A 13,581-nucleotide genomic window follows, 5' to 3' on the forward strand; every position below is an offset into this window, starting at 1 on the left:
ATCCGATTTGTTGGGTAACGACGCGACGATGCGCGTTACGGGTGCGACAATGAATACGTCAGACGACATCCGTTCGGTCCACCACGGGCTCGGGGTGGCGTTCAAATCCGCGTACAATCACAGCGGTACGATGGTCCTCGTTAGCCTCCTCTGGGTCATCGCATCGCTTCCGCTCATCACCATCGGGCCGGCGACGCTCGCCGCCTACAAGGCCGTGCTGACGCTCCGCGAAGAGGGAGAGATCGACCGCGAGGCGGTCGTCTCCACGCTCTCACAGCACTGGCACAATTCGGTGCTCCTCAGCGGCGTGTTCGTCGCCTTCGCCGCCGTCACCGTCGGCTACGCCACCAACTACGTTCTGACGGGAGCCGTGCAGTCGGGCACCCTCGCGGTCGTCGCGTGCTACCTGACCGCCCACCTCAGCGCCGTGCTCGTCGTGGCGTTCGTCCGCTTAGCGGAAGGCAACGCGGTATACGACGCGGTTACGGGCGGCTACTCCTGGACCGCCACGCATCCGTTCGACACCGTCCTCCTCGGCTTCGTCAGCATCGGACTGTTCGTCCTCTGCGCCGTTCTCACGGTTACCGTGTGTCTGGCGTTCCCGTTCCTCTTGTTCACCTTCCACGTTGCCGTCGTCGCCGAACGTGAGGGATAACATTCGGATAGCTATTCATAAACATCGCTCCCGACCGGGGTGGCTCCGCTGCGTTACGCGGTGCGTCACGTGGTACTTCGGAGCGATAAGCGCGATCGACCCGTATCGACTCGGCTCCGGTCTCGGTCCGTCCGATCGACACCGCGATTCGGTCGCGTGGCGAACCGACGACCGAGTCGTTTCGTTTCACCTCGGGGAAAGACTATTGTATGCAAATATTGATAGTGATATTGTGGTGACGGATCCATGAAGGACCCAAAGACTAGCGACTGCACACGGAGAGAGCACCTGCAATCGATGGGGTTCCTCGGGGCTGCCGGTTTCGGTATGGCCGGCTGTATGCAGCTACCGAACGGTAACTCGAGTTCAGGTAACAAGCATCGCGGAGAGACGCTTTACTCCCCGCCAGAGGGGGCGCCGGCGCCGGGTGCGATGTATCCGCGCGTCGAACGCCTCGAGTCCAGTTCGGGCGGCAACGAGACGCTGCTCGCGACGTTCGAGTACTATCCGTCGATGAGCGGCGGTTCGGAGCCGTACTTCCCGATCTATCGGAGCACGAACGGCGGCCAGACGTGGTCGAAGTTCTCGGAAATCCATGATCAGAGCGGCAAGGACTGGGGATTGCGCTATCAGCCGACGCTGTACGAACTCCCGGAGGAAACCGGGCCGTGGCCGGCCGGGACGGTCCTCGCTGCTGGGAACGCGATTCCGATCCTCGACGACCCCGAGGACGTCGCGGACGGTGAAATCGGCGAGCTCGGCGATACGAGTATCGACCTGTACGCGAGTACCGACCACGGCGAGTCGTGGGAGTACGTCAGCACCGTCGTGACCGGCGGCCCAGCGTACCCCCACGCGGGTAACAGCCCCGTCTGGGAGCCCGAACTGCACCTGGACGCGGACGGAAATCTCGTCTGTTACTTCGCCGACGAACGGCAGGCGGACGACGACGAGTACAACCAGCTCGTCGGCCTCAAGGCGTCGAGCGACGGCGGTCAGACGTGGGGCGAGGAGGAGTTCGTGGCCGCGGTTCCAAACGGAACCGACCGGCCCGGCATGCCGGGCGTCGTCGAACTACCGAACGGCACCTATATGGCCGTGTACGAGCTCGTCGGTTCCGACAACGTGAACGGCGAAGTGAGAGTCAAGACGTCACCCGACGGCCGTGACTGGGGCGACCCGACGGACCTCGGGCAACAGGTCGTCACCGACGACGGGCGGCGCTTCATCAACGGTCCGTCCATCACGTGGACGCCGAGAGGCGGGCCCAACGGGACGATCCTCGTTTCCGGAAAGCAGTTGGTCGACGGAAACCGGAATCTGGCCGACGGCAACGGCGAGGTTCTCCTCGCCACCACGAACCTCGACGGGAGCGGCAGTTGGACCCCAGTCGAGGCGCCGCTGTCCTTCGAGACGGAGAGCGAACTCGACGGCCGGATTTTCGTCGGGTGGACGACACCGATTCTGCCATCCGCGAACGGCAAACGCCTCCTCCAGATGACCTCGACCGCGATGAACGAGGAACTCTGTGAGATTCGATATGCGGAGCGTCCGTTGAAGTTGAACGAGCTCTGAGCGCGCCGACTAGGGTAGCGGCCGATCGACGGGCGCGAGACGCCGTTCCATTTCTCAGCGGTCCCGCATCGATTCGTCGGCTTCGCAACGTCCACGGCGTGACTCGAGAACGCTGTGTCTTTCCTCGCGGTCGATCGACGTCCCCACCCGAGCATCGCCGTGTCGTCGATCCCCCTCGTTCCACCTTCCGTTCGAAGCGGCTCGGGGGGACCGAACGATAGCAGTCAGGATACCGGATCCTCGTCGGTGGTAGAATCGAACGACAGCGCAGTCTCGCTGTCGTTTCGAGCGGTGAAGAATCCGCCAAATTCCGTCGGTACCGAACTACCGCGCCAGCAGCCAAGTTACGCGGTGACTTCCTGTTTTTCGTATTCTTCCACCAGAACGTTCCGGCCAGTGGATTTCCGGAAGAGATGGATGTCGTCCTCGTCGAAGGAGATGGTCAACGATTCGTTCTCCTCGGGTTTCACGCCGCCGGGAACTCGAACTCGGCACTCGTCGATGCCCTCCATGTCGAGGTAGAGGTAGTTGTCCGAACCCACCGGCTCCAGCACGTCGAGGAAGGCCTCGATGGCGTTCTGCTCGGAGGGCTCCGCGAGGTAGATATCTTCGGGCCGAATTCCGAGCACGAGAGACTCACCGTCCGAGGTTCGTTCCCGAACTCGCTCGGCGCGTTCCTCGGAGAGCTCGTATTGGAAGTCGGCTCCGACGAGCGTCGTTCCCTCGAGTTGGACGTCGAACGGATTCATCGCGGGGCTGCCGACGAAGTCGGCGACGAAGAGGTTCGCGGGTTCGTTGTAGACTTCGTCGGGCGTCCCGATCTGTTGGACTTCACCTTGGTCGAGGATGGCGACGCGGTCGGACATCGTCATCGCTTCCTCCTGGTCGTGCGTCACGTAGATGAACGTGGTTCCGAGATCCTCGTGGATGCGTTGAATCTCCGTTCGCATGTGTGCGCGGAGTTTCGCGTCCAGATTCGATAGCGGCTCGTCCATCAGGAACACTTCCGGGTCGCGAACGATGGCGCGACCGGTGGCAACCCGCTGTTGCTGGCCGCCGGAGAGGCTGCCGGGCTTCTTTTCGAGCTGGTCTTCGATGCCCATCATTTCGGCGGCGTCCTCGACTCGTTTCTGCACTTCGTCGTTGCTGAGATCCGACGTCAGCTTCAGCCCGTAGGCCATGTTATCCCGAACGGTCATGTGCGGGTACAGGGCGTAGTTCTGGAACACCATGGCGACCCCCCGGTCTTGCGGTTGGATGTTATTGACGACGCGGTCGCCGATGCGGATCTGTCCCTCGCTGATGTCTTCGAGACCCGCGACCATCCGTAGCAGCGTCGACTTGCCCGACCCGGACGGTCCGACGATGGTAAGGAACTCGCCGTCCTTGATATCGAAACTTACCTCGTCGACGGCCACAATTTTCCCTTCTCCATCGCTACTCCCGTCATAGAACTTTGACACGTCCTCAATACTAACACGGCCCATGTGGCATGGGTTACCTCTAACGTATAATAACCCTTTGGATAGGTCAGTTTTCACGAACTACCCGTCCCGGACTCGACACAGTCGGCGGCGCGGCGAATTTTTTATTGCTTCGATGAAATCGCGACTGTCGGTCGCATCCTAATGATGTAGAGTACTGTACGTACTTCTGAAGAGTTCAGGCGTTAGTGGCGTAATCGGCCCCCCAATCACGAACATTTATCATGATGCAGCTATCCATGCCTATTAGGCACAAGCATGACGAACAACCGAATATCGTCGAAATCACGTCGTAGATTCATCAAGACTGCCGGTGTCGCGGGCACCGCTTCACTCGCCGGCTGTATCGGTGGCGGCTCTAGCGGCTACACTATTGCGTTCTGGGAGCTGTTCAGCGGTGGCGAGGGACCCGTGATGGAGGACATCGTTCAAAAGTTCAACGAGGAACAGCCACTCGACGTGGACGAGGAGGTGACGATCGACCGTCAGCGAACGCCGTGGGACCAGTACTACAATAACCTGTACACTACGCTCGCGGGCGGTAGCGGACCCGATCTGGCAGTTATGCATGCAGCATATCTGCGTGCGTGGGACGATACGATCGTGCCGATGGACAACTATATCGATACCGGGGAAATCGAAGGCGATTACCTCGATAATCACTGGGACCTCGTGTCGGTCGAAGGAGAGACGCGAGCGCTTCCGATGGACCTGCACCCGGTTGGGATGTACTACAATAAGGCGATCTTCGAGGAAGCGGGCCTCGACCCCGAGTCCCCGCCGACGAACTGGGAGGAGTTCCAGGCCGCGGGGAACGCGATCGCCGAAGAAACCGATAAATGGGCGTTCAGCCAGACCCCCTACAACGACGGGTTCGGCTCGTGGCGAACGTGGAGTACGCTCGTCAAGCAACAGGGCGGAGAGCTCTTCGACGACGACTGGAATCCGACGTTCGACGGTCAGGCGGGCCAGGACACCTCCGAACTGTTCTGGAATATGACCGGCGATATGGAGTGGTCCCCCCAGACAACCGAAGCGGACTGGGGCGCGAACGCCTTCGAGAACGGAAACCTGGGCATGACGATGAACGGGACGTGGTACGTGGCCACCCTAGAGGAGTCGGACATCGACTGGGGATTCTTCAAGCCGACCATCGCTCCCAACAGGACCCAGGATCGGGTCTGGACGGACGGTCACACGATCGTGTTACCCCGGAGCCAGGACCGCGGCGACGACAAATCCGAAATCGCGGCGAAGGTCGCCCACTGGTTGACGACCGAGAACCCCGAGTGGGGTGCGCGAGCGGGTCACCTTCCCGCCGCCGCGGACATCAGGGAGTCCGACGTGTTCCAAAACGCGTCGTTCTACGACAAAACCCTCAGCAAATACCTCGAGATGGCCGAAGAGGACATGTACTTCTACCATCCGAAGGTGCCGAACGGCGACCCCAACTCGGAGAGTTGGTACCAGTGGCTGCTCGACATGTGGGGCCACAACTACGAGAGTCCCCAAGAGGCACTCAACGACGGTGTCTCGATGATCAGTAACGGCCTCGAGGAGTAACTGCCAGCTATGGGATTACGAAATCGTTTCACGACCGGTGAAAACGAGCGCGCCCAGCAGACCGTATTCGGCGTTCGGAAAGAGACGGTCGAGGGGATCGCATGGTCGCTTCCGTACCTGGCGGTGTTCTCGGTGTTCCTCGTTTGGCCGGCGCTGAAGGGCTTCTACATGAGCCTTCACAACTGGGACCCGTTCGTCCCCTCCGAGTCCGAATTCATCGGACTCGACAACTACATTGCGCTGTTTAACGACCCCGTCTTCTGGGACGCGATGAAGGGGACGATCTACTTCGTCGTACTTTCCGTCCCGCTGCTGGTCCTCATAGGGCTGGGATTGGCGCTCGGCGTCAACAAGAACGTCAAGGGCAAACGCGTCCTCCGAGCGATCTACTTCAGCCCGTACATCCTGACCGTCGCGGTCGTCACGCTCATCTGGGCCGAGGTCTACTCCGAGGGATACGGACTGATCAACTACTACCTCGGATTCGTCATGTCGAACCCGCCGGGCTGGCTGACGTCCACGAGCTTAGCGATGCCGGCGCTCGCGTTCATGACCGTCTGGTGGCTGGTCGGGTTTAACTTCGTGATCTTTCTGGCGGCTCGACAGGGCGTTCCGGAACGCCTCTACGAAGCGGCCAGACTCGACGGTGCGAGCACGTGGCGCGCGTTCAAAGACGTCACGCTCCCGCAGATGCGCAACTCCATTCTCTTCGTCGTTATCATTCAGTTCATTCTCCAGTTCCAGGTGTTCGCTCAGCCGTTCGTGTTGACCTCGGGCGGTCCGCGGGGCTCGACGGACACGCTGGTGTACTACCTCTACCGTAGCGCCTTCTCCCAACATCAGTACGGCTACGGAGCCGCGATCGGCTACGTCCTCGTCATGATCCTCGTAGTCATCGCGATTATCAACTTCAAGGTGATCGGAACCAATGACTGACGCCACCGCAGAACAGACGAGCCGATTCGACGACGTTTCGCTCCGTTCGCTGGGTACCCACGCGGTGCTGTACGGAGTCGCCATCCTGATGGCGATTCCGTACCTGTACACGCTCTCGCGGTCGTTCCAGCCCCGACGATACCTGACGGACCCGCAGCCGTACTGGATACCGCCGGAAATCACGTTCGACCACTACCAGTACCTCCTAACGGAGTCGCTGTTCGTTCAGTGGACGATCAATACGTTCGTTATCGCCGGCGGGGCGACGCTCATCATCCTCATCATCGACTCGATGGTCGCGTTCTCGCTCACGCGACTCGACTGGCCCGGCCAGTCTCTCGTCATGGGCGTCATTCTCGCGAGCTTCATGGTCCCGTACTACATGAACATCGTCCCGCTGTACACGGTCGTGGCCGATCTCGGCCTGGTGAACTCCTACTGGGGAGTGATCATGCCGGCGGTCGCGAGTCCGCTCGGCGTCTTCCTCCTATACCAGTTCTTCCGGGACATCCCCGACGAGTACGAGGAGGCCGCACGCCTCGACGGGTTCTCGACGTTCCAGATCTACTACCGCATCATCCTGCCGCTGGCCAGGCCCATCCTCGCCTCGCTCGCGCTGTTCATGTTCGTCTACAACTGGAACGCGTTCCTCTGGCCGCTCATCGTGCTCTCCGATGAGGCGGCGTACACGCTCCCCATCGGACTGGTGAACCTCTACCAAGGGAACATCACGACGCCCGGCCTCCACATGGCCGTGACTGTGTTGGCGTCGCTTCCGCTGTTCGTCGTCTATCTCTTCTTCCAGGGGGAGATCGTTCGCGCCGTCCAGATTCAGGGGACCGGCTCGACCGGGTAATCGGTACCCGGACGAATTTCGGCCGACTATCGTTTTCACGCGGCGTCCGAACCGAACTGACGTAGCTGATCAGAGCGCTTCTCGACGACAGTTCCATCCGCAAAACGTCGATTCGCAGCGCCGTTACGCGATGCCGGACCGGTGGAGAACGAGATCCGCTCCGCGAGCACCGCGGCCTATCTGGAGAGCGGCGTCGGTAACTCGAGTCGCAGATCGGCGTCGACGTCCGCGTACTCCGCGGTGGGCCACGAGCCGGTGTCGGTGACCACGTCGACGTCGGTCGGCGAGAGCAGGACGGTGTCCTCGGTCTTGGCCCCCTGGACGGTCGGGTTCCAGGCGTACGGCGCGGGCGTTTCGACGGTCGCATCGGCCGACGGCGTCGCGATCCACTCCCGACTCTCGAACCCGATCGACCCGCCCTGATGATGCTGCTGCCACTCGTCCTCCCAGCCGACGGCCGCGTACGCCCGCTCGATCTCCGCGAAAACGTCGCTGGCGGTGCCGTCGTCGGCCGTCGCGGCGTCTCGCGTCGCCGCCATCGCCGTCGTCGCGACGCGACTCGCGTCGTCGTGGCGCTCACGCAGCCACGCGGGGGCGTCGAAGTCGACGGTCCGCGTGACGGCGATGTTGACGCCGCGGTCGACCGCGACGACGGTGAGCAGCGCGTAGTCACCCAGCGGCTCGTCCGTCGGCGTGAAGTGACGGTGGCGCTGGGAGCGCTCGGCGCCGCCGACGAGGACGACGGGTGACTCGAGGCCCCGCTCCCAGAGTTCGTCGCGAAGCCGTCCCGCCGCGGCGCGCTCGGTGTCCTCCGGCGAGATCTCGTGGGCGACCGTTTCGACCGCGTCGGCAGTGGCTCTGCCGGCCCGCTCGAGGACCTGCCGGTCGTGCTCGGTGAATGGGAGTCGCAGTCGCGACGCGTCGATCGACTCGAGTCCCGGGACCGTCGGGACGTCCGCACCGGCTCCGTTGGCGCTCGCACGTGCCACCGCCTCGCCGAGGGAGGACTCGTGCCAGTCGAACGTCTCTATGGGTACCTCCGACGGGAGTTCCTCCTCGCGGAACCGCTCCGCCTCGTTGTTGGACGTGAGCGCTCGCACCGCGTCGCCGTCGTAGCCGAGCGCGGCGACGCCGACGTCGGCCGCGCGGTCGACGGTCGAGTTCCCGCCGTCGGTCAGCCACGCGAAGTTCGCCGGTCTGAGAAACCAGAGTTCGGTCAGTTCCCGCTCGGTCATGTACTCGTCTAGGCGCGTCAGTTTCTGGTCGCGTACCGCCGTCATACCCCTCGCAACGAGGGGCGTCCAATAAATCGTTGTGGATGCGACCCGTTCGAGCCGCCATCGCCCCGCCCGCCTCGAGGACGTACTGCGAACCGCATTCGATCGCGATATCGCGGCACCTCCGTACGGATACGAGGGAGGAAATATATACGACCGTAGTGCGAACGAGTATCTCGAATGGTATACTATGACACAGAACTCACCCGGTGGGCGAATTGCCCGCCCGAACGTCGGATACTCACCCGCAGCCAGTTCGAGAGGACGCACGCAGACCACCGATGACAGCTAGTTACCGAGAATCGAGATCACTGACCGGACCGTGGGAGTTCGTCACCGACCCGGAGTCCGACGGACGCGCCGATAACTGGTACGCTCCGGACGCAACCTGGCCCGATAGCCGTTGCACCGTCGACGTCCCCCACTGCTGGCAAGAGCACGACGAGTACCGCGAATACACCGGGACCGCGTGGTACCGCCGTCGAACCGTCCTCCCGCGATCCGGAGACGATCGCACGGTCCTCCGGTTCGGCGCCGTCGACTACGAGGCGACGGTGTGGGTCAACGGCGAGCGAGTCGGCGAGCACCGCGGCGGCTATCTGCCCTTCGAGGTAGATATCACCGAGGCGGTGACCGACGGCGAGGACGCGATCGCCGTCGCGGTAACCGATCCCGAAGACATAAGCGAGATCCCTCACGGCAAGCAGGGCGCGCCGTGGTACCAGCGTGTCAGCGGGATCTGGCAGAACGTGACGGTAGCGACCGTCCCGAAGTGTCGCATCACCGACCTTCGTGCGACGCCGAACCTCGAGGACGACACGGTTCGGATCGATCTCGACGTAGCGCCCGGGGGCGCGACCGATCTGACCGCCGCCGTAACGATCGAACGAGACGGAGCGCCGGTCGCGAGTTCGAGCGTCGACGTAGACGCGGGTTCGGGAACCGCAGTGGTAGCCATCGACGACCCCGACTACTGGACGCCGGAGACGCCGACGCTGTACGACGTCGTCGTGGAACTGTCGCGCGACGGCGCGGTCGTCGACCGGTACGAGGACTACTTCGGCATGCGGAGCGTCGAGTCCCGCGACGGTCGACTGTACCTGAACGGCGACCCGCTCTCTGTGCGGGGGGCACTCGATCAGGGATACTACCCGGAGACGCTGTACCGGCCGTTTGACGAGGAGCTGTTCGAAGCCGAGATCCGCACGGCGAAGGAGCTCGGATTCAACCTGCTTCGCAAGCACATCAAGCCGGCCCACCCGGACTTCCTGGAACTCGCGGACCGGCTCGGGATTCTCGTCTGGGAAGAGCCCGCGAATCCGACGGTTCACACCGAGCGCTCGAGGCGGGAGGTCCGCGACCAGATTCGAGGTATGATCGACCGGGACTACAACCGCCCCAGCGTGATCGTCTGGAGCCTATACAACGAGGAGTGGGGGATCGGGAACCCACAGGGGCTCGACGACGAGACGTCGCTGTGGGAGGACGAAGCGAAACAGCGGTACCTCGCGGATCTCTACGACTCGGCTCGGGAGTGGGATCCCACGCGGCTCATCTGCGATAACTCCGGCTGGGCCCACGTGGCGACCGACGTGAACGACTACCACCGGTACTTCGTCAGTCCGGACCGCGCGGCCGCGTGGGAGGACGACCTCGAGTCGATGACGTCGTCGCCGGCGGACAACTACGGCGCGACGGAGACCGATCCGGCGGACGCGCCCCGGATCGTCTCCGAGTTCGGGACGTGGGGGATGTGCGATCTGCCCGCGATCGAGGAGTACTACGGCGGTGAACCGCCGTGGTTCGACTACGAGTTCTTCGACGACCCGATCAAGCGTCCCGCGGGAGTGCACGATCGGTTCGAGGAATCGGCCCTCTCGGACGTCTTCGACGGCTGGTCGGCGATGGCCGAGGCGTGGCAGCGTCGCGAGTTCCGCTCGATTACGGACGTCATCGAACGAATGCGCACCCGCGAGGACGTCGCCGGATACGTACTCACCGAGCTCTCCGACATCGAGTGGGAGTTCAACGGGGTGCTGGACTACCGCCGCGAGGAGAAGGCGTTCCACGACGATTTCGCTCGGATAAACGGCGATATCCTCGTCAGCGTCGAGCCGGACGCCCACGTCGTCGCGTCGGGCGGGACGCTGACCGCTGACGTGGTCGTCAGCAACGACACCACCGACGCCGTCGAGGGTCCGCTCGAGTGGTCGGTCTTCGGGGAGTCGGGCACGGTCGACGTGGAACTCGACGGATTCGGCGTCGAGCGCGTCGAAAACGCGATCACGGTCGACGTCCCGTCCGTCGACGGCGTCCGCGACGACGAGTTGACGGTCTCGGTGCCGAGCGCGCCAGCGAACGGGGAACCGATCACCGTCGTTCCCGAACCCAGTGCGGACGGCGAGACGACGGTGTACACCGACGCCGAGGGGCTCGCTGACGGACTGTCCGAGACCGGCTTCGAGGTCGCCTCGTCCCTCGACGAGACCGTCGACGTGGCGCTGGTGATCCGTCCCGACGCTGCCGTTCGATCGTACGTCGAAGACGGCGGAACCGCCGTGCTTGTCCCCGACGAGAGCGGGCACATGGCGGACGAGGAGTTCTTCGAGTACCGCGGTTTACCGGAAGAGGAGAGCTGGAACCTCGTGGCGTCGCTGTTCTACTGTGCCGACGAGACGCTGGCCGAGTACGTGGATACCGTCCCCGGGTGGGAACTCGAAGGGCTCTACCCCTACGACGTGGTCGCCGACGTCTCGGCCGAGGACGTGCTGATCGGCTACGTCGAAGGCTGGATCGCGAACCGATCGGCGGCAGTCGCCGTCCGCGAGGTCGGCGACGGCCGCGTCGGTGCGTTTACCTTCCGGATCACGGACGCGTATGGCACACAGCCTGTCGGGACGGCGGCCCTCGCCGCACTACTCGACGACCTCGGGTCCGAGCAACGCGGCTGAGTCCGTCCCGGTTTCCGTTCCGACGCCGAACGCTCGAGCGTCAGAACTCGAGCGACGCAGCGGCGTAGCTGATCTCGCAGCGTTCGTCCTCGACGGACGTCGAGGTCAGCTGCAGGAGTCGGTCGCCGTCCCGGGAGGGGAGCAGCGGCGTGGTCCAGCCGACCGTCTGGTGACCGACGTCAATCGCGTCCTCGAACTGGAGCGGCGCGGACACGGCCTCCCACGAGTCGAACTCGGAGAGGTCGGTCGTTGCGAGGAGCGTCTGCCCGCTTCCGGGGGCCTGGGTCCCGTCCGAATCGCGCAGCGTCTTCCCCGAGACGAGCACGGTTCCCTCGTCGCCGCCGGCGGGCGTCCACGTGACGTACGGGCCGTTCGTGAGCTGGTACCCCTCTGCCGTCCGCACCGGAGAGCCGACGTCGGCCGGTTCTCCCCAATCGCGGCCGTCGGGCGACGTCTTGAGGAAGATCCCGCCCTCGTATTTCGGCCCGACGATCTCGAAGACCATCGCGTAACGGCCGTCGGGGAGCGTCGTCACGACGGGCATGCCCGGTCGCTGTTCGCCGTCGGGTATCGCGGCGTCGAACGTCTGCTCGCCCCACGTTCGGCCGCCGTCGCCGGAGACGCGGTGGCCGACGAGCTGGTCGTACCCGTCCTCGCGGTGGCGTTCGTCGGCGAAGTAACAGACGAGGTCGCCGTCGGCGTCGATCGCGAACTCGGGCTCCCAGACCGGCGTCGCGCCGACCTGGGGCACGGCTTTCCCGCCGGTGGCGACCGTGCTCACGTACGACCAGCTCCGGCCGCCGTCCTCGCTCGCGTAGACGTCGATTTTCGTCCGCGACCGGTCTTCCGGGATGGAGTTCCCCGCGGCCAGTATCGTCCCCGCCGACCAGGGGCCGATCGATTCGGGGAGTTCGAACAGGGTCGGCTGATACCGGAGCCCCCAGCCGTTCTGCGTGTCGCGGATCTCGGAGAACCGCGACCAGGTGCGCCCGCCGTCTTCGCTGCGGTAGAGCGGGAAGACTGGCCGCTCTGACTCGTCGTCTCCGCTCTCGTACTGTTCGAAGGTCGCGAGCAGCGTCTCACCCTCGGAGTCGTCGCAGTCCAGCCGAACCACGCGAGGGTACATCGCCCCGGCACCGGGAGCGTCCGCCGGCGGCGTGTAGAGTGCGTCCCCGGTTCGGTTCCCGTCGGTCGTCATCTGGCGCTCCCCCGTCCGCTCGCAGTCGATACTGCCGGATCAGTTTCGATCCGTTCGCTCAATGTTCTCACGACACTCACATTCGCCTGTAGTTACATAAGTTCGAGTGGTCGACTCGACCGGTGACGACGACCGAGACTCGAATCGGTCGCTTCCGAGCGCCTGAAGCAATAATTAAGTGACTGGTGTCGACAGATAGCGTATGGGAACAATTACGTACGACTTCTCCGACGAGACCGTGATCGTGACCGGCGGAACGTCCGGTATCGGCCGCGAAGTCGCTCGCCGCTTCGGCGAGGCCGACGCGACGGTGATCGTCGCGGACATTCGCGAACAGCCCAAAGAAGACGACGAGTCGGCGCCGACCCACGAGCTCATCGAAGATAACGGCGGCCGAGCGGAGTTCGTCGAGACCGACGTCTCCGACCCCGAGGAGGTCGGCGCGGTCGTCGAAGCCGCCAGGGAGTTCGGCGGCGTCGACGTGATGGTCAACAACGCCGGCATCTACCGCGAGGCGTCGCTCATCGAAACCGACGCCGACGCGTTCGATCAGGTGTTCGCGATCAACGTTCGCGGCGTCTTCGCCGGCTGTCGGGCGGCGGCTCGAGACATGCTCGAGCGAGAAGAGCCGGGCTCGATCGTGAACACAGCCTCGATCAGCTCCGAGTACGCGCAGGTCGGCCACTCGATGTACGACGCCTCGAAGGGCGCGGTCATGATGCTCACCCGCGTCGCGGCCCTCGAGCTCGCCCGCCACGACATCCGGGTCAACGCCGTCGCGCCGGGGATCATCGAAACCACGTTCGGCGCCGGCAACCCCGATTTCGACCGGGAGCTCGGCGACGGGTTCATCCACAACGACGCGGAGCTCCCCGATCTCAACGCCCAGGAGATCAACCCCGAGATTCCGATGGGACACATGGGGACCCCCGAAGACCTCGCGGGATCGTACCTCTTCCTGGCCTCCGACGAGGCCGACTACGTCACCGGCCACCTCCTGTACGTCGACGGCGGCTACCAGATCCTATAATCGGTTCTTCTAGTCGATTCTGCGGACCGGAACGGGATTCCGAGCGGCCACCGTTC

Annotated in this window: 10 protein-coding genes; 7 read left to right on the forward strand and 3 right to left on the reverse strand. The window is 63.8% G+C overall.

Features of this window, described 5'->3' with window-relative positions; all coding sequences use genetic code 11:
• Positions 1-49: 49 nt before the first annotated feature.
• Positions 50-655 carry a DUF624 domain-containing protein gene (locus HTUR_RS21945; RefSeq protein ID WP_226377561.1) on the forward strand — a complete coding sequence of 202 codons (606 nt, stop codon included), beginning with the start codon at positions 50-52 and terminating at the stop codon, positions 653-655.
• Positions 656-901: 246 nt separating this feature from the next.
• The gene (locus tag HTUR_RS21950) at positions 902-2,230 is read left to right on the forward strand and encodes a sialidase family protein (RefSeq protein ID WP_012945541.1); all 1,329 of its coding nucleotides are present in this window, start codon (positions 902-904) and stop codon (positions 2,228-2,230) included.
• Between the two features lie 344 nt (positions 2,231-2,574).
• Here the strand turns inward: HTUR_RS21950 and HTUR_RS21955 are convergent, their stop codons facing one another.
• Positions 2,575-3,717 (reverse strand): ABC transporter ATP-binding protein, encoded by a 1,143-nt coding sequence (locus HTUR_RS21955; protein WP_012945542.1) that lies wholly within the window; start codon positions 3,715-3,717, stop codon positions 2,575-2,577.
• Between the two features lie 255 nt (positions 3,718-3,972).
• Here HTUR_RS21955 and HTUR_RS21960 point away from each other — a divergent pair, with 255 nt between their 5' ends.
• Genes HTUR_RS21960 through HTUR_RS21970 form a run of 3 tightly spaced genes read left to right on the forward strand, consistent with a single transcriptional unit; the run spans position 3,973 to position 7,069 of the window.
• On the forward strand, positions 3,973-5,277 hold the full coding sequence (locus HTUR_RS21960; protein ID WP_012945543.1) for a substrate-binding domain-containing protein: 1,305 nt from the start codon (positions 3,973-3,975) through the stop codon (positions 5,275-5,277).
• 9 nt (positions 5,278-5,286) lie between these two features.
• Positions 5,287-6,213 carry a carbohydrate ABC transporter permease gene (locus tag HTUR_RS21965; protein ID WP_012945544.1) on the forward strand — a complete coding sequence of 309 codons (927 nt, stop codon included), beginning with the start codon at positions 5,287-5,289 and terminating at the stop codon, positions 6,211-6,213.
• The gene (locus tag HTUR_RS21970; RefSeq protein ID WP_012945545.1) at positions 6,206-7,069 is read left to right on the forward strand and encodes a carbohydrate ABC transporter permease; all 864 of its coding nucleotides are present in this window, start codon (positions 6,206-6,208) and stop codon (positions 7,067-7,069) included. The genes HTUR_RS21965 and HTUR_RS21970 overlap by 8 nt, the downstream gene beginning before the upstream one ends.
• 176 nt (positions 7,070-7,245) lie before the next feature.
• Here the strand turns inward: HTUR_RS21970 and HTUR_RS21975 are convergent, their stop codons facing one another.
• Positions 7,246-8,349, reverse strand: coding sequence for a M24 family metallopeptidase (locus HTUR_RS21975; RefSeq protein WP_012945546.1), 1,104 nt, complete (start codon positions 8,347-8,349; stop codon positions 7,246-7,248).
• A 278-nt stretch (positions 8,350-8,627) separates the two neighbouring features.
• Here HTUR_RS21975 and HTUR_RS21980 point away from each other — a divergent pair, with 278 nt between their 5' ends.
• The gene (locus HTUR_RS21980; protein WP_012945547.1) at positions 8,628-11,297 is read left to right on the forward strand and encodes a glycoside hydrolase family 2 protein; all 2,670 of its coding nucleotides are present in this window, start codon (positions 8,628-8,630) and stop codon (positions 11,295-11,297) included.
• A gap of 40 nt (positions 11,298-11,337) precedes the next feature.
• On the opposite strand, the gene HTUR_RS21985 is transcribed toward HTUR_RS21980, so the two are convergent.
• On the reverse strand, positions 11,338-12,495 hold the full coding sequence (locus HTUR_RS21985) for a sialidase family protein (protein ID WP_012945548.1): 1,158 nt from the start codon (positions 12,493-12,495) through the stop codon (positions 11,338-11,340).
• 202 nt (positions 12,496-12,697) lie between these two features.
• Here HTUR_RS21985 and HTUR_RS21990 point away from each other — a divergent pair, with 202 nt between their 5' ends.
• On the forward strand, positions 12,698-13,525 hold the full coding sequence (locus tag HTUR_RS21990) for an SDR family NAD(P)-dependent oxidoreductase (protein WP_012945549.1): 828 nt from the start codon (positions 12,698-12,700) through the stop codon (positions 13,523-13,525).
• The last annotated feature ends 56 nt before the right edge of the window (positions 13,526-13,581 follow it).

This window comes from Haloterrigena turkmenica DSM 5511, assembly GCF_000025325.1.
GTDB lineage: Archaea > Halobacteriota > Halobacteria > Halobacteriales > Natrialbaceae > Haloterrigena > Haloterrigena turkmenica.